This window comes from Delftia sp. Cs1-4 (assembly GCF_000214395.1).
Classification (GTDB): Bacteria; Pseudomonadota; Gammaproteobacteria; order Burkholderiales; family Burkholderiaceae_C; genus Comamonas; species Comamonas acidovorans.
The window spans coordinates 6,662,556-6,685,842 of sequence record NC_015563.1; the positions used below are offsets into that span (position 1 = coordinate 6,662,556).

The window sequence follows — 23,287 nt, forward strand, 5'->3', positions numbered from 1 at the left end:
CAAAAAGCGTGTTTGGAGCGTTGGCTCTAATCGTAGTTGGTGAAGCGGCTGGGAGGCGTCACGGACTCGCGCAGGTACTGGTAGCGCGGCACATTCTGCTTGAGGCTGCGCTGCGGGTCTGCACCCAGGCTCAGCCGCGAGAAGCCGACGAACTCGATCTGGAACAGCAGCCGGGTGTTGGACTGGGTGATGGAGCTTTGCAGGCGCTCCAGCACCACGCGGCCAATCCAGCAGCAGCCGTCGTACTCCAGCCCGACCACGGTATCGACGAGCTTGCGGTCCTTCAGGCTGTAGTTCAACCGGCCCACCGTGTACCAGCGCCCGCCGCCCTGGCCACGGCCAGCACCCAGGTCGCGCCCCTTGTCGCCCCACAGGTCGTTGATGGGCCATTGCCAGCCCACATCGACCAGCTTGCTGGCGTCGGTACGCGCCACGGTGTCGTACTGGGTACGGTAGGCCACGTTCACCGTGCGGTAGGAGCTGGGGCTGTAGCGCGCACCAAAGGTGGTACGCACCGAGCGGTTGAGGTCGCGGTTGTACTGGGTCGTGCCTTCGGTGGACCAGGCATCGGTCCAGTTGATGGCCGCGCCCAGCAGCACGTCGGACAGGCGGCTGGTAGCCGGCACCTCGCCGGGCAAGATGACCTTCTGGTCGGAGAAACGCACGCGCTGCGCAATGCCGAAGCGCGCCTTTTCCGCACCCGTGGTCCCGTCGATCAGGCGCGTGGTCGCACCCAGGGTCAGCAGGTGGTTGTCGGCAATGCGGTCCTGGCCGTTGTAGTCGTTCTCGGAGTAGATGCTCGCGAAGTTGAAGTCGTTGCGCGCCGTGTCATACAGCGGCAGAAAGCTCTGGTCGCGGTAGGGCGTGTAGGTGTAGAAGGCGCGCGGCTCGAAGGTCTGCAGCAGTTGGCGGCCGAACAGCGTGGTGTCGCGCTCGAACACCAGCCCGCTGTCCACGCTGACCGTGGGCAGCGTGCGCGAGGCATTGCGGCTGCCGTTGCTCATCAGGCTGTCCACCTGGTAGTTGCTGGTGTGCAACTGGATCCTGGGCGTGATGAAGGCGCCCGGCGACAGGAAGGGGCGGCTCACCTGGGCCAGCATGTAGCTGCGCTGGCCGTTGTTGTAGGTCATGCCGGCCAGGGGCTTGTCGATCTCGAAGCGCGTGGTGTCGGCCACAAAGCTGAAGTCCAGGCCGTGCGGCAGGTCCAGCGGCGTGTAGCGCCATTGCAGCTGCGGCTTCATGCCGTAGGGCGGGGCAATAGGCGCCGATGCATCCTGCATGGTCTGCCAGTACAGGGTGCGCAGGGTCAGCACATTGTAGCCCCGCGCCCAGGACAGGTTCACATCGTTGGGCAGCAGGCGCTCGCGCAGCGTTTTGGCGGCCAGCGGGAAGTCGCGCCAGTAGTTGTCGTCGCTGACGCGGTTGAGGTTCATGTTCAACCCCAGGCCACCAATGGGCGAGTCGATGACGCCCCGGTGCTGCAGCGAGTAGGCCCAGCGGTCCCGGTCACGCTGGCGGTCGCCGGGCATGTAGGCCGCATAGGCCTCGCCCGAATAGGTCGGCTCCAGGTAGCGAAACTGGGCGCCCAGGTTGACGCCGCGCTTGCTCATGACCGAGGGATACAGGGTCATGTCGCGGTTGGGCGCAAGGTTCCAGTAGTAGGGCTGCGTGTATTCGATGCCGCTGAGCTTGTCCAGGCCCATGGTGGGAGGCAGCAGGCCCGACTTGCGCTTGTCCGACAGCGGAAAGCTCATGCGCGGCACGGGCAGCACGGTCACGCCCTTGAACTGCAGGGCCGCGCCCTCGGCCACGCCCACTTCCTCGGCCATATCGATGTGCAGGGTCCGGGCGCGCAGCATCCAGGCAGGCTCCCAGCTGGCCTCGTCGTCGCGCTGGCAGGTGGTGTAGGTGGCATCGTGGACCACGGCATGGTCGCGGTCGATGAAGTCCACGCGCGAGGATTTGCCGTAGGCGCCATTGGCCAGGAAGCGATATCCGGCGTTGTCGAAAAAGCCCTTGAAGGCATCGACCTCCAGGTCCAGCTGCGTGCCCTCGTAGACATTGCCGGCCTGGTTGATGTGCACCGCGCCCGAGGCATTGACGCGGTCGTCGGGCACCTGGTATTCGAGCCGGTCGGCGCGGATCATGGTGTCGCCACGGCGCAGTTCGGCATTGCCCTCGACCACCGAGTTGATGTCCGGCTGGCCGCTGAGCGCGTCACCGCGCACATAGACGGGCTGCTGGGAGCGCACCGCCTCGGGATAGGTTTCCTGCATCAGCGTGCTGGGGCGCAGCGGGCGGACTTGCTGCAGCCGGCCTTCGTCGGCTGCAGCGGGCTGGGCCTGGGCCATGGTGGAGCCACCGGCCCATGCGAGAGCCACAAGCCAGGCCAGCGGGCGTACAGCGGGGCGCGCGGGCGCGCGGGCAGCCAGCGGATCGGGGAGCGGCGGTCGGAGGTACACGGTGGTCAACAGCGGCGGGTGGACAAAGGCGCAAGCCTAGCATCACCGCCGGGCATTCGCCGGGGTGGCGGTTTGTAGAATCGCGATTATCCATGAGCCATCCAAACACCCCCACGGCCGGCGTTGTCTGGGCCGACCCCGCCCGCCACGCCGCCTTCGACGCCTGGCTGGCCCCGCTGTCCGCCCGCCACGCGCTGCGCCCCGAAACCCTGCGCCCTGCCTCGGCCGATGCCAGCTTTCGCCGCTATCTGCGCCTGGACACCAGCGCGGGCGCCAGCCTCATCGTCATGGATGCCCCGCCGGACAAGGAAGATTGCGCGCCCTTCGCCAAGGTGCAGGCGCTGATGGCCTCGGCCGGGCTGGCCGTGCCGCAGATCCTGGACTGGGATGCGGCGCACGGCTTCATGCTGCTGTCCGACCTGGGCGGCCACACCGTCATCGAGGCGCTGGACCCGGAAAAGCCCCAGGACGCGGAAGCCTGGTACCGCTCGGCGCTGGAGGTGCTGCTGGCCTGGCAGACCGCCTCGCGCCCCGACGTGCTGCCCGCGTATGACGACGCGCTGCTGCGCCGCGAGCTGCAGCTGTTCCCCGACTGGTACATCGCGCGTCACCGCGAGACCGTGCTCGACGACAGGCAGCAGGCCACGCTGGCCAAGGCCTTCGACCAGATCGTGGCCCACAACCTGGCGGCACCCAGCGTCTTCGTGCACCGCGACTTCATGACGCGCAATCTCATGCAGCCCGTGACCGCCAGCGGCCCGCTGGGCGTGCTGGACTTCCAGGATGCGGTCTATGGCCCGGTGACCTATGACATCGCCAGCCTGCTGCGCGATGCCTTCATCAGCTGGGAAGAGGACTTTGTCATCGACATTACCGTGCGTTACTGGGAGAAGGCGCGCAAGTCGGGATTGGTCGGCGCACGCAGCCAAAGCGGCTGGGGCGACGATTTCGGCGAGTTCTACCGGGGCGTGGAGTGGATGGGCCTGCAGCGCCACCTCAAGGTGGCCGGCATCTTCGCGCGGCTGACGCTGCGCGACGGCAAGCCCCGCTACCTGGCCGACGCGCCGCGCTTCATCCACTACATCCGCTCCACCTGCAGCCGCTACCGCGAGCTGACGCCGCTGCTGCGCCTGGTGGACCAGATCGAAAACATCCAGCCCCAGGTCGGCTGGGCCTACGGGCGCGTCTGAGAACGGATACGCCATGCCACGCTTTCACTGCCCCATTGCGCTGCGCAGCGGCGCCGACATCGACCTGCCGCCCGGCGCGGCACGCCATGTGCAGGTGCTGCGCCTGCAGCCCGGCGACGGCATCACCCTCTTCGAAGGCCGCGCCGGCGAAGGCTTCAGCGGCGGTGAGTTCGAGGCCACCGTGCTGCGCATGGGCCGCAGCGACGTGGCCGTGCGCATAGGCGCGCACCACGCCGTGGAACGCGAGCCCCTGCGCCCCGTGCACCTGCTGGCCGGCATCACGGCCAACGAACGCATGGACTGGCTGGTGGAGAAGGCGGCCGAGCTGGGCGCCGCCAGCATCACGCCGCTGGTGGCCGAGCGCAGCGTGCTCAAGCTCAAGGGCGAGCGCGCCGAGAAAAAACTCGCCCACTGGCAGGCCGTGGCCGTATCGGCCTGCGAGCAGTGCACGCGCAACCGCGTTCCCCCGCTGCACACCCCTGCAGACCTGGAGGACTGGCTGGAGGGCGGTGCGAAACAGCTGCCGCCCGGCACGCTGCGCCTGCTGCTGTCGCTGGGCGAGGGCACGCGGCCGCTGGGTGAGATCCTGGATGCCACGGCCGAGGATGCACCCGTGGTCTTTCTCTCCGGCCCCGAGGGCGGCCTGTCGCCTGCCGAGGAGGCCCTGGCCCGCGCCCAGGGCTTTGTGCCCGTCACGCTGGGGCCACGCGTGCTGCGCGCGGAAACCGCGCCCCTGGCCGCGCTGGCGGCGCTCACGCTGGCCTGAAGCGGCCCAGCCAGTCGCGCAGCCGCGCGAACACGGGCGCGGCGAAGTCATCGCGCTCGTTGAACAGCTCGTGGTAGGCGCCGTCAAAGCACTGCGCCTGTACCACGGCTGGCGGCGCGCGGTCGGCAAAGGCCTGGCTGCAGGCCGGCGCCACCAGCCTGTCGTCCCCCGCCCACATCAGCAGGCTGGGCACGCCCCACTGCCCCGCGCGGGCCAGCACCTGCGGGCCGCCCTGCGCCAGAAACCGCGCCAGCCGCGCGCAGATGCGGTCATGGCACAGCGGATCGGCACGGTAGGCATCGCAGACCGCCGCGTCATGCGAGAGATAGGGAATCTGCAGGCCGTTGGACACGCGCAGGTCGGGCACCAGGCGCGGCAGCGTGCCCACGAGCAGCTTCTGGATGGGCGACAAACCCACGTCGAGGGCCGGCGAAGACAGCACCAGCGCATCGACAGGCCGGATGGCACGCGCCACGAACAGCGCCGCCACCAGGCCGCCCAGGCTGTGGCCCAGCAGCACCAGCGGCTGGCCAGCGGGCTGCTGGGCACGCGTGGCATCGACCACGGCTGCAAGGTCATCCAGCAGCCGGCCATCGGCCGTCAAGCCGCCGCGCGGCCCTGCCGAGCGCCCATGGCCGTATTGGTCGTAGCCGCGCACCGCATAGCCCCATGCATTGAGGCGCCGGGCCAGCGCCTCATAGCGGCCGATGTGCTCGCCCAGGCCGTGCACCAGCAGCACGGTGGCGCGCGCCTGGCCCCCATCCACGGGCCAGTCGCGCAGTGACAGCTCGGCGCCATCGCTGGACGCAAGGCGCGTGACCTGGCCTTGCGAGGCAGGTGCGGGAACGGGTGCGGGGGCCGGCGCTGCCATCACGCCACGCCAGCAGCGCCCGCCTCGGCGGCTGCCTGCGCCCCGGCCATGGCGGCGATCACCTGGGCCACGGCGGCCGTGAGCTTCTTGGCATAGGGCACGTGCAGGAATTCATTGGGACCGTGGGCATTGCTCTTGGGACCGAGCACGCCGCAGACCATCATCTGGGCCTTGGGAAAGCCCTGGCTGAGCATGTTCATCAGCGGAATCGTGCCGCCCTGGCCGATGTAGCCGCAGGAGGCGCCGAAATGCGCCTGGCTTGCCGCGTTGAGCGCGTCCTCGAACCAGCCGTCCATGGCTGGCGCATTCCAGCCGCTGGCGCCCGACAGGCCCTGCCAGGTCACACGGGCCTGGTAGGGCGCGTTGTCCTCCAGCAGCGCCTTCATTTCCTGCACGCAGGCAGCGGCATCGACCAGGGGCGGCAGGCGCAGGCTGAGCTTGAAGGCGGTATAGGGACGCAGCACGTTGCCGGCATCCTGCAGCGCGGGCAGGCCCTCGGCGCCGGTCACGCTCAACGTGGGCTCCCAGGTGCGCTTGACCAGGGCCTGGACCGGGTCGGTGGTGGTGGGCAGGGCGAACAGCGTGGAGCCGCCGCAGTCGTAGTGCGCCCAGGGGAAGCGGGCATAGGTTTCCTCACCCAGGATGGCCGCCGTGTCGCGCATCTGCGCCATGCGCTCGGCCGGCACCTCGCAGTGGAAACTGGCGGGCAGCAGGCGCCCGGTCTTGCTGTCCTCCAGCCGGTCCAGCACCTGGCGCAGGATGCGGAAGGACGACGGCACGACGCCCGAGGCATCGCCCGAATGCACGCCCTCGGTGAGGATTTCCACCTTCAGCGTGCCGCTGGCCATGCCGCGCAGGCTGGTGGTCAGCCACAGCTGGTCGTAGTTGCCGGCGCCGCTGTCCAGGCAGATCACCAGGCCCACATCGCCCAGGCGCGGACGCAGGGCATCGACATAGGGCAGCAGGTCGCGCGAGCCGCTTTCCTCGCAGGTCTCGATCAGGCCCAGGATGCGCGGGTGTGGCACGCCCTGGCGCTTGAGCTCCTGCACGGCCGCGATGCTGGCGTAGACCGCATAGCCGTCGTCGGCGCCGCCACGGCCATAGAGCTTGCCGTTCTCGTACTTGGGCGTCCACGGGCCCAGGTCGCTGCGCCAGCCGTCGAACTCTGGCTGCTTGTCCAGGTGGCCGTACATCAGCACCGTGGGGCTGGAGGCCGCCTTGTCCTGCGTGCCCTCCACCTCGAAGAACAGCACCGGCGTGCGGCCGGGCTGGCGCACGATCTCCAGCGTCAGGCCGGCCACCTTCTGCGCCAGCACCCAGTCCGCCGCATTGCGCAGCACGGTCTCCAGGTGGCCCTGCTGCTCCCAGTCGGGCGCGAACATGGGCGATTTGGCGGGAATGGCGATGTACTCGGTCAGCGCCGGGACGATGCGCTCGTCCCAGGAGCGGCTGATCTGGTCAAGCGCGGCTGCGGGCTGCAGCAGTTGCGAAGGGGTGCGTGCGTTCATGGCGGGTCCTCGTGTCATGGGTCGGCGCACCGTTCGAGCGAAGCCAGCGCCGCGATCCGGTCATTGTGCGCCAAGGCGGCACGGACCCCGGACACCCCGCCGCCAACGACTACGATCGCGCCATGTATATCGGAGAACTCGCCCGACGCGCCGGCTGCTCGCCCAAGGCCGTCCGGCTGTATGAATCACGGGGCCTGCTCGGCGCCGTGGCACGGGCAGGCAGCTACCGCATCTATGGCGAGCAGGACCTGGTGCTTGTGCAGCGCATACGCCAGGCGCTGGGACTGGGCTTTCGGCTGGACGAGCTGCACGGCCTGCACCGCATCCATGAGGCCACAAGCTGGGAAGCCCTGGCCCGGCTGCTGCGCGAGCGCAGCACCCAGGTTCAGGCAGAAATCCGGCGCCTCCAGGCACAGCAGTCCCAGTTGGCGGCGCTGGAGCGCGAACTGCTCGAATGCAGCCTGGAGACGGCAGGTACCCAGGGCGCCTGCGAACCCGCATTGGCCTGAGCACGCGGCCTGAGCCCGGGTGCTTGACCCTGCCCCAAGGGGCAAGGCGAACATGGGCGCCATGTCTCCAAGCACCTCCCGCCCTCCTGCCGATACGCATCCCCAGCGCATCCTGATCATCCTCGGCCACCCGTCGGCCAGCAGCCTGTGCGCAGGCCTGGCCGACGCCTACGCACAGGGCGCACGCGACAGCGGCGCCGAGGTACGCCTGCTGCGCCTGGGCGAACTGGACTTCGACCCGCTGCTGCATGCCGGCTACCGCCAGGACCAGCCCCTGGAGCCTGACCTGCAGCGGGCCCAGGCCGACATCCTGTGGGCCAGCCACCTGGCATGGGCCTATCCCACCTGGTGGGGCGGCCTGCCGGCCTTGCTCAAGGGATTCATCGACCGCATCTTTCTGCCGGGCTTCGCGTTCAAGTACCGCAAGGGCTCGGTGCTGTGGGACCGGCTGCTGGCCGGCCGCACGGCCGACCTGCTGGTGAGCATGGATTCACCGCCCTGGTACTACCGCTGGGTGGCGCACATGCCGGGCCACCACCAGATGCGCCGCGCCATCCTGGAATTCAGCGGCATCCGGCCCGTGCGCATACACAGCTTCGGCCCCGTGCTCGGCGCCGAGGCCGCCCGTGTGCAGCGGTGGCTGGAGCAGGCGCAGGCAGCAGGCAAGCGCGCGGCGGCGCGCCGTCTCAAGGCTTCGGTTTGAGCAGGTCATCGATGGCCGCGCGCCCCACCGACGGATCGTCGGTGAAGATGCCATCGATGCCCGTGCGCAGGAAATCGTCCATGTCGGCGCGCGCATTGCCGCGCCGGGTGCCGTCCTGTGCGGGCGGCGATTTCAGGCTCAGGGGCAGGAAGGCGTTCTCGGGCCGCAGCGTCCAGGGATGGACCAGCAGCCCCGCACGGTGGGCATCGGCCACCAGTGCCGTGGGCGCCGCATTGGCGCCCTGCACCACGGGGATCACCATGCTCTTGCTCGGCCCGATGCCGTTGGCGTAGCGCGCAATCTCGGCCAGGCCTGCGGGCGTGACCATGTCGGCATAGCCGGGGCCCGTGCCGCGTGCCACGCTGTCATGGGGCTTGCCCTTGGGAGCCAGCAATTGCACCAGGCGCAGGCTGCTGCGCGCACGGATCCAGCGCAGGTTCTCGACCTCGAAGGACTGCACGAACACCGGCGCCTGCGCATGGTTCCAGCCGTTGTCCGCAAGCAGCTTCAGCAGCACGGGCTCCAGCGGCAGGCCGATGGACTGGAAGTAGCTCGGGTGCTTGGTCTCGGGATAGATGCCTATGGTTCGGTTCGTGCGCGCGCTCTCCGCCTTTGCCAGGTCGATGACCTCCTGCAGCGTGGGCACCTCGAAACGGTCATTGAACTGCACATTCGCCGGGCGGATCGCCGGGATGCGTTCACGCGCACGCAGCGTCTTCAGCTCGGCCAGCGTGAAATCCTCCACGAACCAGCCCGTGATCGCCTGCCCGTCGATGGTTTTGGTGGTCTTGCGCGCCGCGAACTCGGGGCGGTCGGCCACATTGGTGGTGGCCTCCTTGAGGCTGCCGTCGGCCGCGAGGATGGCGATGGCGTTCTCATGCCGCGCCACCAGCACGCCATCGCGCGTGATGACCAGGTCGGGCTCGATGAAGTCGGCGCCCGCGCGTATGGCCTCCCGGTAGGCCTCCAGCGTGTGCTCTGGCCGCAGTGCCGATGCGCCGCGGTGCGCGATCAGCGCGGGCCGGGGAGGCCAGTCCGCGGCCTGCGATGGGGAATTGGCGGCCTGCGGCGTGGCGCAGCCTGCCAGCAGCAGGCCGGCGGCTGCGCCGGCCAGGGCCAGCGCGCGGCGGCGTGGGAAGCGGTTCATGTCTGCCTTTCGGGTTCGCAATCCGTCGATTGTGCGCGCCACCCATGACACGGGCATGGACCGGACCGTCGCTCAGGCGTGCTCGAAATGGAAGACGGCCGTGCCCGCCATGAGATTGGGCAGGGTGCGCACGCTGCGGCCATCCTGCAGGCCGAAGGAGTCCAGGATGCGCAGCCGGTTCCGGGTGGCCAGCACCTCGAAGTCCTTGTAGGTGCCCACGCGGATATTGGGCGTGTCATACCACTGGTAGGGCAGGCGCCGCGTCACCGGCATGCGCCCGCGCAGCACGGACAGGCGGTTGGGCCAGTGCGCGAAGTTGGGGAAGGCGACGATGCCCGCGCGGCCTATGCGCGCCGTCTCCTGCAGCATGGTCTCGGCATTGCGCAGATGCTGCAGCGTGTCGATCTGCAGCACCACGTCGAAGCTGTTGTCCTGGAAGATGGCCAGCCCGTCCTCCAGGTTCAGCTGCAGCACGTTCACGCCCCGGCGCACGCAGGCCAGCACATTGGCGTCGTCCAGCTCCACGCCGTAGCCGGTGCAGCCACGCTCGCGCTGCAGGTGCGACAGCAGGGCGCCATCGCCGCAGCCCAGGTCGAGCACGCGCGAGCCCTTGGGGATCAGGCGCGCAATCGCCTGCATGGTGTTCAGCTCGGTCATGCGGCCTCCTTGGCGACTGTCGGGGTTTCCTGGGCGATGTTGTCAAAGTAGGAGCGCATCACCTTCATGTAACGGGGATCGTCGAGCAGGAAGGCGTCATGGCCGTGGGGCGCGTCGATCTCGGCGTAGCTGACGTCGCGGTTGTTCTCCAGCAGCGACTTGACCAGCTCGCGGCTGCGCGCGGGGGCAAAGCGCCAGTCGGTGGTGAAGCTCACCAGCAGGAAGCCGGCCTTGGCCACGGACAGCGCCCGGGTCAGGTCGCCGCCATGCGCGCGCGCCGGGTCGAAATAATCGAGCGCACGCGTGATCAGCAGGTAGGTGTTGGCGTCGAAGTAGCTGCTGAACTTCTCGCCCTGGTAGCGCAGGTAGCTCTCGATCTGGAACTCCACGTCCTGCGTGCTGTACTTCAGGTCCAGCCCCTCCCTCAGCTGGCGGCCGAACTTCTGGTTCATCACGTCGTCGCTGAGGTAGGTGATGTGGCCGATCATGCGGGCGATGCGCAGTCCCCGCGCCGGCACCACGCCGTGCTCGTAGAAATGCCCGCCGTGGAAATCCGGGTCGGTGACGATGGCGCGGCGCGCCACCTCGTTGAAGGCGATGTTCTCGGCATTGAGGTTGGGCGCGCTGGCCACGACCACGGCGTGGCGCATGCGGTCAGGATGGCGCAGCGACCACGACAGCGCCTGCATGCCGCCCAGGCTGCCGCCCAGCACGGCGGCCAGCTGGTCAATGCCCAGCCGGTCCAGCAGCCGGGCCTGGGCGTCCACCCAATCCTCCACCGTGACCACGGGGAAGTCGGCGCCATAGATCTTGCCGGTGTCGGGATGCGCGTGCATGGGGCCGGTCGAGCCAAAGCACGAGCCCAGGTTGTTCACGCCGATCACGAAGAACCGGTTCGTATCCACGGGCTTGCCCGGGCCGATCATGTTGTCCCACCAGCCCTCGCTCTTGGCCTGGCCCTCGTAGACGCCTGCCACATGGTGGGAGGCATTGAGCGCATGGCAGACCAGCACCGCGTTGCTGCGATCGGCATTGAGCTGCCCGTAGGTCTCGTAGGCGAGGTCGTAGTCCCGGATCGAGCCGCCGCCCTGCAGCGGCAGGGGCTCGTCGAAGTGCATGTTTTGTGGTGTGGCGATGAAGGACATGAAAAAACCCGGCATCGCTAAAAACGAGGCCGGGTTCTCTGGTGTCGTCTTTAGCAGGATTTATAAAGCGCCCGCAAGCAGAAGCAAATCGGCGCATGAAGACTCATTATGCCAAAACGCCCGTCCCCGGAAGGAACAGGGCCAGCACGCCCAGCACCAGGAAGATCACGGCCGAGACCACATGCACCAGGCGTATGGGCACGCGCTTGACCAGCTTGTCACCCAGCCACACCACAGGTGCGTTGGCCAGCATCATGCCCAGCGTCGTGCCGGCCACCACCCACAGGTAGGCGTTGTACTTGGCCGCCAGCATCACGGTGGCGATCTGCGTCTTGTCGCCCATCTCGGCCAGGAAGAAGGCCACCAGCGTGGTGCCGAAGACGCCCCAGCGCGAATGCCCGGAGACCTCGTCCTCGTCGAGCTTGTCGGGGATCAGCATCCAGATCGCCATGGCGATGAAGGACAGGCCCAGGATCCAGCGCATGGCGTTCTCGCCCAGGTAGCTGGTGATCCAGGCACCCACGGCACCGGCCAGCGCATGGTTGACCAGCGTGGCCACGAAAATGCCCGCAACGATGGGCCAGGGTTTGCGAAAACGCGCGGCGAGCACCAGCGACAGCAGCTGGGTCTTGTCCCCCATCTCGGCAAGTGCGACGACGGAGGTTGAAATCAGGAAGGCTTCCATGGTGTGGGGATTTATCCGGCCGGATAGAGCACGCATTGACCACGCTCCGACTCCGGCCTTTGGATCGGTGCGCGGTCAATGGTCTCGATCGGTCACACGCAGCATTGCACTGCGCGCCGCATACGCCATAGGCCAGCGAAGGCCCAAGTTTGTTGACGCATGCATCCGGCTACTGAGCCGAACGATCTACTCCCCAAAGACTGAGGCGGCGATCATAGCAGCCCCCCGATCCGCATGCCGACCACCACTGCCGCCACGGCACTTGCTTATGCGCTGCCGCAATTTCAGGGTTACTCCCAGGGGCATTCTGTGGCGGGCACGACGAATTTTTGCGAAACAGTAATAACGTGCGAAAACTTCTGCCACATAATGGGCAGGCTTTCGTTCGGGCTTCGGCTCAATGAGGGCGAGTGCGTTTGCGTCTCTAACGTTGTCATCCCGTGTTGACTCCCTAGGGCTCCATCGCGTTTTCCAGTTTTTTCAGGAGTCCTCCATGGGCAACAAGCTTTACGTCGGCAACCTGCCGTACACCTTCCGTGACAGCGATCTGGAGCAAGCCTTCAGCGAATTCGGCGCCGTCAACAGCGCCAAAGTGATGATGGAGCGCGACACCGGCCGTTCCAAGGGTTTCGGCTTCGTCGAAATGGGCAGCGATGCCGAAGCACAAGCTGCTATCCAAGGCCTGCACGGCCAAAACCGCGGCGGCCGTGACCTGGTGGTCAACGAAGCCCGTCCGATGGAGCCCCGCGCTCCCCGTAGCGGCGGCTTCGGCGGCGGCTTTGGTGGTGGCGGCGGTGGCGGCGGCTTCGGCGGCGGCAACCGTGACGGCGGCTACGGCGGTGGCGGCGGCCGTCGCAACAGCTACTAAGCACTCGCTTAGAGCTTGCGTTAGCAAAAAAATGGGGCCTTCGGGCCCCTTTTTTGTTGCCAAACGTTATCAGCTTGTGTTTTCGAGCATTTATCTTTTTGATTTTTGTGCTTCATAATTTGGTTTCGGGCAGACCCGTTCGAACGCTATGTGTTTAGGAAGGTTGGACAGGCTCTTGTATACAAAGAACCTGATGTCTGTGCGTCCTGAAGCCGAGCGCAAACCAGTGAGCATTGAGGAGTTGAGGAGTTTTTGATGGGCAATAAGCTTTACGTCGGCAACCTTCCCTATGGTGTGCGTGACAACGACTTGGAGCAGGCATTCAGCCAGTTCGGCGCTGTCACCAGCGCCCGGGTCATGATGGAACGCGACACAGGCCGCTCCAAGGGATTCGGGTTTGTCGAAATGGGCAGCGATGCCGAGGCACAGGCAGCCGTTCAAGGCATGAATGGCCAGCCATTGGGCGGGCGCAGCCTCGTGGTGAACGAAGCGCGCCCCATGGAGCCTCGTCCCCCGCGCTCGGGCGGCTTTGGTGGCGGCGGCGGTGGTGGCGGCTATGGCCGTGGTGATGGCGGCGGCGGTGGCTACGGTGGCGGTGGCCGCGGTGATGGCGGAGGCTACGGACGCAGCGATGGCGGCGGCGGCGGCGGTGGTGGCTATGGCCGTGGTGACGGCGGTGGTGGCGGCGGCTACGGCGGCCGTGGCGATGGTGGTTTCCGCAGCCCCTATGGCTCCGGCCCCCGCAATGGCGGCCGTGGCGGCGGCTGGGGAAACAACAATAACAACGGAGAATGAGACCCCGGTCTCCCATGTTCTCCCAAACAAGAAAAGGCTCCTTCAGGGAGCCTTTTTTGCGGGTGCAAGTTTATGCATGAACATATTCCCTGAGCACGACGAGCTTCAGGGATTTTTCGAATGACGATGTTTGCGCTTTCGTCCTACAAGCAGCCGATCAAACAAGGGGTTTGGCAGAATTTTCATCAAACGGCCAACCCACGCCATTTGCCAGGGGATGATGGCCAGGCTGCGCCCGGCATCAATGGAACGCCAGGCCCTTGCAGCAAACTCATGGGGCTGCAATAGGAATGGCATGCCATAGCGGTTACCGCGTGTGAGGGGTGTATCTACATAACCAGGAAGCAATGTAGTGACTTTTACGCCACTACTGCGCAATTCACCGCGAAGGCTTTCGCAATAGGCAATGACTGCAGCCTTGCTGGCGCAATAAGCACCATGTCCCGGCAGGCCGCGCAGCCCGGCCACACTGGCGATACCGACCAACTGCCCGCTTCCACGCCGCACCATGGGCGCGATAAAGGGATGAAAACTGGCCGCCACGCCCATGGTGTTGACGGCCAGCACCTGCTGCATGGTGTCGATATCCTCGCGCATCGAGGTGTCCACACCCCAGCTGACGCCGGCATTGGCAATCACGACATCGGGCAGGCCCTGCTGCTGCTCACAGCGCCGGGCGGCAGCGATGATGCTGTCGGGCACGGCCACATCGGCCTCGTAGATGGCGAAGCGCGACGCCTCCAGGCCCTGCTGCGCAGCCCATTGCGCCATCACGTCGCCACGCCGCGCAACCAGTGCCAGCGACCAGCCTTGCTGGTAGGCATGCCAGGCCAGGGCCTGGCCTATGCCGCTGGATGCGCCGGTGATGAAGGCCAGGGGTGCCGGGCTGCGCGAGGATGTCGTCATGGCTTGTTCTCCATCGGCAGGCCTGCGCTTGCGCTGGCGCCTTACTTGGTCCTGGACGGCTGCAGGGTGCCGCGCACGCGGCCCTGCAGCTTCATCACCAGATCCAGGTTGCTGTACTGCATGCTGTCGGCCGTGAAGCGGTCCTTGTCGCGGGTCAGCACCACGGGCTGGTTGGAACTCACGCGCTCCTCGTTGGGCCAAGCGTGCAGGAATTCGCCCTGGAATTGCAACTGCGGCTGCGGTTGTTTACCTGCTGTCACAAATGGCTCGCGCGTGACGACGGCATTGCCAAACATCTGCACCTCGGAACCATCGGCATTGCTCAGCGCCCGCTTGGCGCTGCCGCGCGTGATGCGGCCTTCAGGCGAGACCGCGAACATGCGCACGTTGTCGATTTCGAGGGTGTCGGTATCCGGATAGTGGCGGCCCATGCTGCCCTCGATCTGGCTCTTGAGCCGCCCCGTGGCGTCGAAGCTCTTGATCGAGAAATCCTTCATGAAGTAGTCGGGCTCATGCGCCACGGCCTTTTCGGTGCCGCTGGCCACGGGCTGCGGTGCATTGCGTACCAGCCACCAGGTGCCCAGCGCCAGCAGGCCCATCAGCAGCACGGGCAGGTACAGGGAAAGCCGGTCACCGACGCGGCGCCAGGCCTGGATCATGATGCGTATTCCGCCAGCAGCCCGGCATAGGCGCCACGCGCGGCCAGCAGCAGGTCGCACAGCTGGCGCACCGCCCCTTCGCCACCGCTGCGCGGCGTGATCCAGTCGGCCACGGCCAGCACCTCGTCATGGGCGTTGGCCGGCGCGCAGGCAAAGGCGGAGCGCCGCATCACGGGCAGGTCGGGCCAGTCGTCGCCCATGGCTGCCGCCTGGTGCCACTGCAGGCCCAGCTCGCCCAGAATGGCCTCGGCGGCAGGCACCTTGTCTTCCGTGCCAAAGCGCGCATGCGTGACACCCAGGTTGCTCAGCCGCAGGCGCAGGGCCGGCGAATCGCGGCCCGTCACCACGGCGGGCGTGATGCCGGCCTTTTGCAGCAGTTTCAGGCCATGGCCGTCCAGCGTGTTGAAGCGCTTGAGCACCTCGCCTTCGCCAGAGAACAGCAGGCCGCCATCGGTGAGCACGCCATCGACATCGAAGAAGGCCACCCGCACATCCTGTGCCAGCAGCAGCAGTTGTGCGTCCCAGTTCTGCACGGGCGTCAAAGGAGCGCGTGCCATCAGATCACCTTGGCGCGCATCAGGTCGCGGATATGGACCACGCCGCGCAGCTGGCGCTGCGCATCGGCCACCAGCACCGCGGTGATACCGTGCTCCTCCATCATGCTGGCGGCGTCCACGGCCAGCGCGTCTTCGGCGATGGTGCGGGGCCCCTTGTGCATGACATCGCCGGCCTGCAGCGCGCGCAGGTCGGTGCCGGCCTCCACGCGGCGGCGCAGGTCTCCGTCGGTGAAGATGCCCTGCAGCACGCCTGCCGCATCGACGATGGCCGAGCAGCCCAGGCCCTTGGCGCTCATCTCGCGCATCAGTTCGACAAAGCTGGCATCGGCCCCGACCTTCGGCAGCTCATTGCCGCTGCGCATGACATCACGCACATGGGTCAGCAGCTTGCGGCCCAGCGCACCGCCCGGATGGGAGCGCGCAAAGTCCTCGGCGCCAAAGCCGCGCGCATCGAGCAGGGCCACGGCCAGGGCGTCGCCCATGGCCATCTGCGCCGTGGTGCTGGCCGTGGGCGCAAGGTTCAGGGGGCAGGCCTCGCGCTCGACACGGGTGTCCAGCACCCAGTCGGCATGGCGGGCCAGCGTGGATTGCGCGCCGCCGGTCATGGCCACCAGCGCAATGCCCTGGCGCTTGATGGCCGGCAGCAGCGCAGCGAGCTCATCGGCCTCGCCGCTGTTGGACAGCGCCAGCACCAGGTCAATGCCGGTCACCATGCCCAGATCGCCATGGCTGGCCTCGGCCGGATGCACGAAGAACGCAGGCGTGCCCGTGGAAGCCAGGGTGGCGGCCACCTTGCGCCCGACATGGCCGCTCTTGCCCATGCCCATCACGACGACGCGGCCGGACAGCCGCAGGATGCGCTGCACCACTTCGCCGAACACGCCATCAAGGCGCTGCGACATGGCTTGAAGGGCATCGGCCTCGATGCCCAGGGTGTCGCGGGCCAGGCGCAGGGCACGGGGCGTGTCCAGCGCATCCAGGGTGGCAGCATCAGAATTCATCTGGATGATTTTAGGCGGTCTGGCCATCCGGCGGCGGCGGTCGCCATCGGGCGCCTGGGTACACTGGCCCGTCTTCTCCAGCCCCCCGATCCAGCGCCATGCATACCACCCCCAGCGTCAACGACTACCTGCGCACGCACATACGCACCGTTCCCGACTGGCCGGCGCCCGGCGTGCAGTTCCGCGACATCACGCCGCTGCTGCAGGACCCGCAGGTCTTTCGCGTGATGACCGACGCCTTCGTGCACCGCTACATGCAGCGCGGCATGCGCCCCGATGTGGTGGCCGGGCTCGATGCGCGTGGCTTCATCCTGGGCGCCGTGGTGGCCCACGAATTGGGCGTGGGATTTGTACCCATCCGCAAAAAGGGCAAGCTGCCCTTCACCACGGTGGAGGAAACCTATGAACTCGAATACGGCAGTGCCACCGTGGAGCTGCACACCGACGCCGTCAAGGCGGGCGACCGCGTGCTGCTGATCGACGACCTGATCGCCACCGGCGGCACCATGATGGCCGGCAAGCGGCTGCTGGAAAAACTCGGCGCCACCGTGATCGAGGGCGCGGCCATCGTGGATCTGCCCGAGCTGGGCGGCTCCACCTTGCTGCGCGATAGTGGACTGCCGCTGTTCACGCTGGTGGATTTCGCCGGCCACTGAGCCGGGCCGCAGCCCGGTCAGCGCAGTTCGCCGTACTGGGTGACGCCCAGGTCCAGGTGGTCCAGCGTGCTGTGGGGAAAGTCCGCACCGCGATCGCCTGCGCCCGGCCCGAGCAAGGGGCCCGAGCGGCGCACACCAGCGGGAGCCGCTGCAGCAGAGCCTGCAGAACCCGCTCCCCGCCCGGCTGCGGGCATGGCTGCCACGGCGAGCTTGAAGGCCGCCATTTCCTGATCATCTATGGGTTCGAAGGGCGCCATGTCCTGCCTGCGGCGCTGGGGCGCTGCCGCCTCCATCGAGGCCGCCAACGGGACGGCCATGGGCGGGGCAGGACGCGGTGCGCGCGTCGCCGCGGAATGCACCTGGGCTTGGGCCTGGGCTGCAGCGTTCTGGTCGCTGACCCGCCAGTACACGGCCGTCACGACCGCGCCCATGCGGGCCTTGGCCGCCTGGGCCAGCATGGCCTCGATCTCGCTGAGCCGCGCGGTTTCGCTGGCATAGGCCCGCGCCAGGTCCATCATCACCACGAAGCGCTGACCCACGTTGTCCAGCGAGAGCACCTTGAACTTGTAGCTGGCGGACAACACCCCGGCACGCACCATGACATCGCGCACCACACCGTAGAGCTGCTCACGGCGCTCGGAACGCTCGCTGCGGCGCCCGCCGGGCCCTGCATCACGACGCGCCACGGCATTAGCCTGGCCATCGTCTCCGGGCGAACCACGGCCCTGCTCCGGCACAGGCTTGCGGGAAAACCAGTTGAACACAGACATGGGGGCTCTCATTGTCACGAATAGTCACAAACTCGCGGCATTGTGCCTGCAACTTTGCGACATTTCGAGCACGGGCGCAGCAAAACCGCTGTATCAATTTGTCGCAGCGCAAAGGCCGGCCTGTCACCGCCCCGCGCCCGCAGAGCGCCCCGCCCCAGGTGCTGCCCGGGAGCCTTTCAGGTACTGGCCACCCGGCGGCGGCTGTCCACCGCACGGCGGGCAAGCACCTGGCCGGCCGCCATGACCAGGGCCAGCGCCACACCGGGCTGGCGATTGCTGAGTTCGGCGAAGCGCATGGCCGTCAGGCACCAAAGCCGTCCCGGCGCAGCCGCCTGCACGGTGGCATGGCGCGCACGGTGGGCGAAGAAGGCGCCCTCTCCCAGGATGGAGCCCGGGCCGACGATGGCCAGGCGGATGCGCTCCTTCGCATCCTGGTAGTGCACGCTGAGGCTGCCGGACTCCACGAAGTACAGATTGCGGTCCAGCGAACCTTCGGCAAACAGCAGCTCGCCCGCCGCCAGCATGACCGGCACCAGGTAGGGCGCCAGCAGATCCCATTGCTCCAAGGTCAGCGCGTTCTGCACACCATCGACAGCCACGGCCGACGACATGGCCTGGGCCAGTGGCCGCAAATCATTGTGGGAGGAAGAAGACATGGCGGATCCGGTTCGAAGTGGGCCGCGCACCTGCGCCAGGACTGCGCCCGGCGGCAGGCAGCGACGAGGGCCGCTGCGGCACGCCGCATGCTAAGCGACGGCAGCGGGCACGCCAATGCCGACAAGCGGGTTTTCGGCGGCAAATTTTGTAGCAAAAGATAAGTATTGCAGCAACTCTGCTGGCTGTGCGAATGGGGTCGGGGCCATCCGGCAGCCCGGTCACTTGCCGATGCAGAAGCTGGAAAAGATCACGCCCAGCAGATCGTCGGAGCTGAATTCCCCGGTGATGGAGTTCAGCGAGACCTGGGCCAGGCGCAGTTCCTCGGCCAGCAAGTCCAGGTGGGCGGCCTGGGCCGCCAGCTGCAGCTCGGCCTCCTGCAGGTGGGCGGCCACGGCCTGCAGTGCCTCCACATGGCGCGCGCGCGCCAGGTACAGGCCTTCTGGGGCCGACTGCCAGCCGGCCACGTCCAGCAGGCGCCGGCGCAGGGCATCCAGGCCGTCGCCCGTGCGTGCCGACAGTGCCACGCTGCCTTCACGGCCGCCATGCGCCTGCATCTGGGCGGGTTCCGCGCGATCGGTCTTGTTCCAGACGTCGATGACGGGCACCTGGCGCGGCAGCTTCTGGGCCAGGGTTTCGGCAATGGCGGCATCGGCAGCGAGGTAGTCGTGCTCGCCCATGCGTGTGAGGTCGTGCAGGAAGAGCACGGCATCGGCCGCGGCGATCTCGTCCCAGGCGCGCGCGATGCCGATGCGCTCAACCTCGTCGCTGCTCTCGCGCAGGCCTGCCGTGTCGATCACATGCAGGGGCACGCCCTCGATCTGGATGGTCTGCTGCACCTTGTCGCGCGTGGTGCCGGCAATCGGGGTGACGATGGCCAGCTCCGCACCGGCCAGCGCGTTGAGCAGCGAGCTCTTGCCCGCGTTGGGCTGGCCCGCGATCACGACCTTGATGCCTTCGCGCAACAGCGCACCCTGGTGGGCGCGCGACAGCACCTGGTCCAGCTTGCCGCGCAGCCGCGCGAGCTGGCCGCTGGCATCGGCCTTTTGCAGGAAGTCGATCTCTTCCTCGGGAAAATCCAGCGTGGCCTCGACCAGCATGCGCAGGTGCACCAGCGCGTCGCGCAGGCCATGGATTTCCTCGGAAAAAGCGCCCGACAGCGAACGGCTCGCACTGCGCGCGGCGGCCTCGGTGCTGGCGTCGATCAGGTCGGCAATGGCCTCGGCCTGGGCCAGGTCGATCTTGTCGTTGAGAAAGGCACGCTCGGTGAATTCACCGGGCTGGGCCAGGCGCAGGCCCGGCAGCACGCTGCGATGGCCTTCTGCCGAGGCTTGCGCAGCCTCCAGGCAGCGCGCCAGCAGCAGTTGCAGAACGACGGGGCCGCCGTGGGCCTGCAACTCCAGCACATCCTCGCCGGTATAGCTGTGCGGCGCCGGGAAGAACAGGGCCAGGCCGTGGTCGATGGGGCCACCCTGGGCATCGCGAAACGGCAGATAGGTGGCCTCGCGCGGCTTGAGGTCGCGCCCGCACAGCGCCCGCACCAGCGGCGCCACGCCCTTACCGGACACACGCACGATGCCCACGGCACCCCGCCCCGGGGCGGTGGCAATGGCGGCGATGGGGTCGTTGTGGCGGGGCAGCATGGATGGAGCTTTCTTGGGAGGGATTTCAGGCCGCCGATGATAGGCCGCCCATGAAAAAGCCCGCCGAAGCGGGCTTTGGAGCAAGGGCCTTCGCAGGCTTACTTGGCCGGCGTGGACTTGCCGAATTTTGGCAGGTTGAACTGCGGCGGCACGCCCATGCGGGTGTTGATGATCCACTGCTGGGCGATGGACAGGATGTTGTTCGTCAGCCAGTACAGCACCAGGCCGGCCGGGAAGAAGAAGAACATCACGCTGAAGACCAGGGGCATGATCCACATCATCTTGGCCTGCATCGGATCCGGCGGAGCGGGGTTCAGCGCGGTCTGCAGCAGCGAGGACAGGGTCATCAGCACGGGCAGGATGAACAGAGGATCCTTGGCCGACAGGTCGGTGATCCAGCCGATCCAGGGCGCGTTGCGGATTTCCACGCTGGACAGCAGCACCCAGTACAGCGCGATGAATACCGGGATCTGGATGATGATGGGCAGGCAGCCGCCCATGGGGTTGACCTTTTCCTCGCGGTAGATGCGCATCATCTCCTGCTGCATCTGCTGGGGCTTGTCCTTGAGGCGCTCACGCATTTCCATGATGCGCGGGTTGATGGCCTTCATCTTGGCCATCGAGGAGTAGGCCTTGGCATTGAGCCAGTAGAAGGCGATCTTCAGCAGCAGCACCAGGGCCACGATGGACCAGCCCCAGTTGCCCAGGAAGCCGTGCAGCTTGTCCAGCAGCCAGTACAGCGGCTTGGCCAGGATGGTCAGCCAGCCATAGTCCTTGACCAGCTCCAGCCCGGGCGCCAGCGATTCCAGGCGCTTTTCGATCTGGGGACCGGCGAACAGGCGCGCTTCCACGCTCTTGCTCTGGCCAGGCTCGATGGTGCCCACCGGCGTGATCATGCCGACGGCGTAGAGGTTGTTGTCCACCTTGCGCAGGAAGTTGTCGCGCTGGATGCCCTCGGCCAGCAGCCAGGCGCTGGCGAAGTAATGCTGGACCATGGCCACGTAGCCGCCCGTGGACGACTTCTCGACGCTGGCCTTGCCGCTCTCGATGTCCTTGAACTCGACCTTCTGGTACTTCTTCTCGTCGGTGTAGACGGCCGGGCCCGTGAAGGTGGAGTACATGGTGGACTGTTCGCCTTCGGGCTTGTTGCCGTCGCGCACCAGTTGCAGGTACAGCTGCGGGCTCACGGCCGCCGTGCCGGTGTTCACCACTTCATGGCGCACGCCGATGTCATAGGCGCCGCGCTTGAGCGTCCAGATCTTGACCAGCTTCACGCCACCCATGTCGGGCGACTCGAAGCGCAGTTCCATCTGGTCCTCGCCGTCCTTGAGCTCGCGCGCGCCGGGCAGCGCGGTCATGGTCGTCTTGTGCGTGGGGAAACCGCCGCCGATCAGGCCCGACTGGCCCAGGTACACGCGGTGCACGCTCTCGTCGAACAGCACCACGGGCTTGTCCTTGTGCACGGAATCCGCGTACTTGAGCAGCTCGGCATGGCGCAGCGTGCCGCCCTGGCTGTCGAAGGTCAGGCGCAGCACGTCGGTGCTGATGGTGACGTTCTGGCGCGGGGCTGCCTCGGGCGCGGCGGCAGCGCCGCCAGGCACTTCGCCGGCACCGGCCGTTGCCGCAGCAGCCGCCGAGGGCACGCTGGCATCGCCGGGCGCCTTGCCCGTTTCAGGTGCCGGGGCCGTGGCGACGGCAGGCGCGGGGAAGAAAGTGGCCTTCTTGCCGCTGTGCACTTGCCATTTGTCCCATAGCAAGACCAGCGAAAAGCCAAATATCACCCACAGGATGGTGCGGCGAATATCGTTCATGAAGACTTCTTAGGTGAGGAAGGTTGGGTGTTTTCGGGCGCAGCCGTCAGGCTGGTGAACAGCCTGGGCTTTTGCTCTGGCACAGGGTCATGCCCCCCGTCACACCACGGATGACAGCGCGCCAGGCGGCGCAGCGTCAGGTAGGAGCCTACCGCAGCGCCGTGTTGCTCCAACGCTTCAAGGGAATAGGCAGAGCAGGTGGGCGTGAAGCGGCAGGCCGAGCCCAGCCAGGGACTGAGCATCAGCCGATAGCCGCGCACCAGCGCCATCAGCAGCCGCTGCATCATGGCGCAACCCCGATGCTCTCGCCAGCGGCTGCGGCGCGCTCCTGTGCGGGCTGCGGCAGCTCGGTCGCTGGCTGCGACAGGCGTTTCGCCGCATAGGCGAACAACTGCTGCAGCTCGGCGCGCACGGCCTGCCGGAGCACATCAGAAGTGGCGCTCACGAACTGGCGCCGGTCAAAGCCCGAGCGCAGCCGCACCACATGGGCGCCTTGGAGCATCAGGGTCTCATGCTCGCTGCCCACGGCATAGATCTGCCGCTTGATGGTGTGTCGCGTCACCGAGCGGCGCGCCCAGCGCTTGGGCACCATGGCGCCCAGCCAGGCATCCTGGCGCACGGCGCCAACGCCGAACAGGGCCTGCGGGTCTTGCGACCCGGGCCCTGTCGGTGGCGCCATGGCGCCGCCCTGCTCCGTCAGAACGAGACGGTGCAGGGCGAAATGCGCGGTACGCGATACCGTACCGGCAGCCATGGCGGCCTGAAACTGCGGACGTGTTTTCAGCCGTTGCATGCCAGCACCCCGTTCAGGGGCTCAGTGCAGCGAGCAAACCGCCCAGCAATGGCTGGCCTTAGACGGCCAGACGCTTGCGGCCCTTGGCGCGGCGAGCGTTGATCACGGCGCGGCCGCCCTTGGTCTTCATGCGGACCAGAAAGCCGTGGGTGCGGGCGCGACGGGTCTTGGAGGGTTGGTAAGTACGTTTCATGTTGGTTCCTAGAGAAGGTTCAGTTTTGCACCGGTCCCGTATCCGGCACGCTACACGCAGTGCAGCCAGCAGCCGCCACAAAGGCAAACCGCCAGACCACCTGCCAAAAATCTGCACGATGCACTTGCCATGTGCAGCCCAAGGAGCAACCCCGAGAGGTTTCGCCCAAGGCCGCCAGCGGCAGCATGCAGACCCGATGCAGACGGGCGGGACATATCACCCTGAACACATTCAGGGAAACCCGCGATTATCACAGCGTTGTCCACTTGATGCAATGCCCTTCGAACCCGAAGGATGCCTGCCCATTTTGCGACAAGGCGGAGGACAAGCTCCTGATA

At 67.1% G+C, this 23,287-nt stretch carries 25 protein-coding genes; 7 read left to right on the plus strand and 18 right to left on the minus strand.

Annotation, left to right across the window (positions count from 1 at the left end):
- Positions 1–26 precede the first annotated feature (26 nt).
- Positions 27–2,351 (minus strand): LPS assembly protein LptD, encoded by a 2,325-nt coding sequence (lptD, locus tag DELCS14_RS29280; RefSeq protein WP_013804795.1) that lies wholly within the window; start codon positions 2,349–2,351, stop codon positions 27–29.
- 203 nt (positions 2,352–2,554) lie between these two features.
- On the opposite strand from lptD, the gene DELCS14_RS29285 reads away from it, so the two are divergent.
- Entirely contained in the window at positions 2,555–3,652 is a 1,098-nt protein-coding gene (locus DELCS14_RS29285; RefSeq protein WP_013804796.1) for a phosphotransferase, read from the plus strand.
- Between the two features lie 13 nt (positions 3,653–3,665).
- Positions 3,666–4,418 carry a 16S rRNA (uracil(1498)-N(3))-methyltransferase gene (locus DELCS14_RS29290; RefSeq protein ID WP_013804797.1) on the plus strand — a complete coding sequence of 251 codons (753 nt, stop codon included), beginning with the start codon at positions 3,666–3,668 and terminating at the stop codon, positions 4,416–4,418.
- Here the strand turns inward: DELCS14_RS29290 and DELCS14_RS29295 are convergent.
- Together DELCS14_RS29295 and DELCS14_RS29300 are read right to left on the minus strand one after the other, a co-directional pair.
- Positions 4,405–5,289, minus strand: a complete 885-nt coding sequence (locus DELCS14_RS29295; RefSeq protein WP_013804798.1) for an alpha/beta hydrolase — start codon at positions 5,287–5,289, stop codon at positions 4,405–4,407. The genes DELCS14_RS29290 and DELCS14_RS29295 overlap by 14 nt on opposite strands.
- Positions 5,289–6,797: a M20 family metallopeptidase gene (locus tag DELCS14_RS29300; RefSeq protein ID WP_013804799.1), complete on the minus strand. Its 1,509-nt coding sequence runs from the start codon at positions 6,795–6,797 to the stop codon at positions 5,289–5,291. Before DELCS14_RS29300 ends, DELCS14_RS29295 begins: the two co-directional genes overlap by 1 nt.
- 11 nt (positions 6,798–6,808) lie before the next feature.
- Between DELCS14_RS29300 and DELCS14_RS29305 the strand changes: the two genes are divergently transcribed.
- The gene (locus tag DELCS14_RS29305) at positions 6,809–7,306 is read left to right on the plus strand and encodes a MerR family transcriptional regulator (protein ID WP_228676832.1); all 498 of its coding nucleotides are present in this window, start codon (positions 6,809–6,811) and stop codon (positions 7,304–7,306) included.
- A 52-nt stretch (positions 7,307–7,358) separates the two neighbouring features.
- Positions 7,359–8,009: an NAD(P)H-dependent oxidoreductase gene (locus DELCS14_RS29310; protein ID WP_013804801.1), complete on the plus strand. Its 651-nt coding sequence runs from the start codon at positions 7,359–7,361 to the stop codon at positions 8,007–8,009.
- Here DELCS14_RS29310 and DELCS14_RS29315 read toward each other — a convergent pair.
- The 4 genes from DELCS14_RS29315 to DELCS14_RS29330 form a co-directional block, all read right to left on the minus strand.
- Positions 7,993–9,156: a glycerophosphodiester phosphodiesterase gene (locus DELCS14_RS29315; protein WP_013804802.1), complete on the minus strand. Its 1,164-nt coding sequence runs from the start codon at positions 9,154–9,156 to the stop codon at positions 7,993–7,995. The genes DELCS14_RS29310 and DELCS14_RS29315 overlap by 17 nt on opposite strands.
- A 72-nt stretch (positions 9,157–9,228) precedes the next feature.
- The gene (gene metW / locus DELCS14_RS29320; protein WP_012207840.1) at positions 9,229–9,813 is read right to left on the minus strand and encodes a methionine biosynthesis protein MetW; all 585 of its coding nucleotides are present in this window, start codon (positions 9,811–9,813) and stop codon (positions 9,229–9,231) included.
- A complete protein-coding gene (locus DELCS14_RS29325) occupies positions 9,810–10,958 on the minus strand; it encodes a homoserine O-acetyltransferase (RefSeq protein ID WP_013804803.1) in 1,149 nt (382 codons plus the stop codon). Before DELCS14_RS29325 ends, metW begins: the two co-directional genes overlap by 4 nt.
- A 106-nt stretch (positions 10,959–11,064) precedes the next feature.
- The gene (locus DELCS14_RS29330) at positions 11,065–11,643 is read right to left on the minus strand and encodes a TMEM165/GDT1 family protein (protein ID WP_034397481.1); all 579 of its coding nucleotides are present in this window, start codon (positions 11,641–11,643) and stop codon (positions 11,065–11,067) included.
- A 493-nt stretch (positions 11,644–12,136) separates the two neighbouring features.
- Between DELCS14_RS29330 and DELCS14_RS29335 the strand changes: the two genes are divergently transcribed.
- A complete protein-coding gene (locus tag DELCS14_RS29335) occupies positions 12,137–12,511 on the plus strand; it encodes an RNA-binding protein (protein WP_012207843.1) in 375 nt (124 codons plus the stop codon).
- 255 nt (positions 12,512–12,766) lie between these two features.
- On the plus strand, positions 12,767–13,306 hold the full coding sequence (locus tag DELCS14_RS29340) for an RNA-binding protein (RefSeq protein ID WP_013804804.1): 540 nt from the start codon (positions 12,767–12,769) through the stop codon (positions 13,304–13,306).
- Positions 13,307–13,411: 105 nt separating this feature from the next.
- Here the strand turns inward: DELCS14_RS29340 and DELCS14_RS29345 are convergent, their stop codons facing one another.
- Genes DELCS14_RS29345 through DELCS14_RS29360 form a run of 4 tightly spaced genes read right to left on the minus strand, consistent with a single transcriptional unit; the run spans position 13,412 to position 16,429 of the window.
- On the minus strand, positions 13,412–14,212 hold the full coding sequence (locus tag DELCS14_RS29345; protein WP_013804805.1) for an SDR family oxidoreductase: 801 nt from the start codon (positions 14,210–14,212) through the stop codon (positions 13,412–13,414).
- Positions 14,213–14,253: 41 nt separating this feature from the next.
- On the minus strand, positions 14,254–14,871 hold the full coding sequence (gene lptC / locus DELCS14_RS29350; RefSeq protein ID WP_013804806.1) for an LPS export ABC transporter periplasmic protein LptC: 618 nt from the start codon (positions 14,869–14,871) through the stop codon (positions 14,254–14,256).
- Positions 14,868–15,428 (minus strand): HAD hydrolase family protein, encoded by a 561-nt coding sequence (locus DELCS14_RS29355; protein WP_012207847.1) that lies wholly within the window; start codon positions 15,426–15,428, stop codon positions 14,868–14,870. Before DELCS14_RS29355 ends, lptC begins: the two co-directional genes overlap by 4 nt.
- Complete coding sequence (locus tag DELCS14_RS29360; RefSeq protein WP_013804807.1) at positions 15,428–16,429, minus strand: KpsF/GutQ family sugar-phosphate isomerase; 1,002 nt, start codon at positions 16,427–16,429, stop codon at positions 15,428–15,430. The genes DELCS14_RS29355 and DELCS14_RS29360 overlap by 1 nt, the downstream gene beginning before the upstream one ends.
- Before the next feature lie 98 nt (positions 16,430–16,527).
- Here DELCS14_RS29360 and DELCS14_RS29365 point away from each other — a divergent pair, with 98 nt between their 5' ends.
- Positions 16,528–17,085: an adenine phosphoribosyltransferase gene (locus DELCS14_RS29365; RefSeq protein ID WP_012207849.1), complete on the plus strand. Its 558-nt coding sequence runs from the start codon at positions 16,528–16,530 to the stop codon at positions 17,083–17,085.
- Positions 17,086–17,102: 17 nt separating this feature from the next.
- Here the strand turns inward: DELCS14_RS29365 and DELCS14_RS29370 are convergent, their stop codons facing one another.
- The 7 genes from DELCS14_RS29370 to rpmH all read right to left on the minus strand — a co-directional run bounded on the left by DELCS14_RS29370 (position 17,103) and on the right by rpmH (position 22,949).
- Entirely contained in the window at positions 17,103–17,855 is a 753-nt protein-coding gene (locus DELCS14_RS29370) for a hypothetical protein (protein WP_013804808.1), read from the minus strand.
- Positions 17,856–18,031: 176 nt separating this feature from the next.
- Complete coding sequence (locus DELCS14_RS29375) at positions 18,032–18,511, minus strand: cyclic nucleotide-binding domain-containing protein (RefSeq protein ID WP_013804809.1); 480 nt, start codon at positions 18,509–18,511, stop codon at positions 18,032–18,034.
- A 219-nt stretch (positions 18,512–18,730) separates the two neighbouring features.
- Entirely contained in the window at positions 18,731–20,152 is a 1,422-nt protein-coding gene (gene mnmE / locus DELCS14_RS29380; RefSeq protein WP_013804810.1) for a tRNA uridine-5-carboxymethylaminomethyl(34) synthesis GTPase MnmE, read from the minus strand.
- Positions 20,153–20,250: 98 nt separating this feature from the next.
- Positions 20,251–21,963, minus strand: a complete 1,713-nt coding sequence (gene yidC, locus DELCS14_RS29385; RefSeq protein WP_013804811.1) for a membrane protein insertase YidC — start codon at positions 21,961–21,963, stop codon at positions 20,251–20,253.
- A complete protein-coding gene (yidD, locus tag DELCS14_RS30295) occupies positions 21,960–22,250 on the minus strand; it encodes a membrane protein insertion efficiency factor YidD (RefSeq protein WP_012207854.1) in 291 nt (96 codons plus the stop codon). The genes yidC and yidD overlap by 4 nt, the downstream gene beginning before the upstream one ends.
- Complete coding sequence (locus DELCS14_RS29390; RefSeq protein ID WP_043796529.1) at positions 22,247–22,756, minus strand: ribonuclease P protein component; 510 nt, start codon at positions 22,754–22,756, stop codon at positions 22,247–22,249. Before DELCS14_RS29390 ends, yidD begins: the two co-directional genes overlap by 4 nt.
- A gap of 58 nt (positions 22,757–22,814) precedes the next feature.
- Positions 22,815–22,949 (minus strand): 50S ribosomal protein L34, encoded by a 135-nt coding sequence (gene rpmH, locus DELCS14_RS29395; RefSeq protein ID WP_012207856.1) that lies wholly within the window; start codon positions 22,947–22,949, stop codon positions 22,815–22,817.
- Positions 22,950–23,287: the final 338 nt, after the last annotated feature.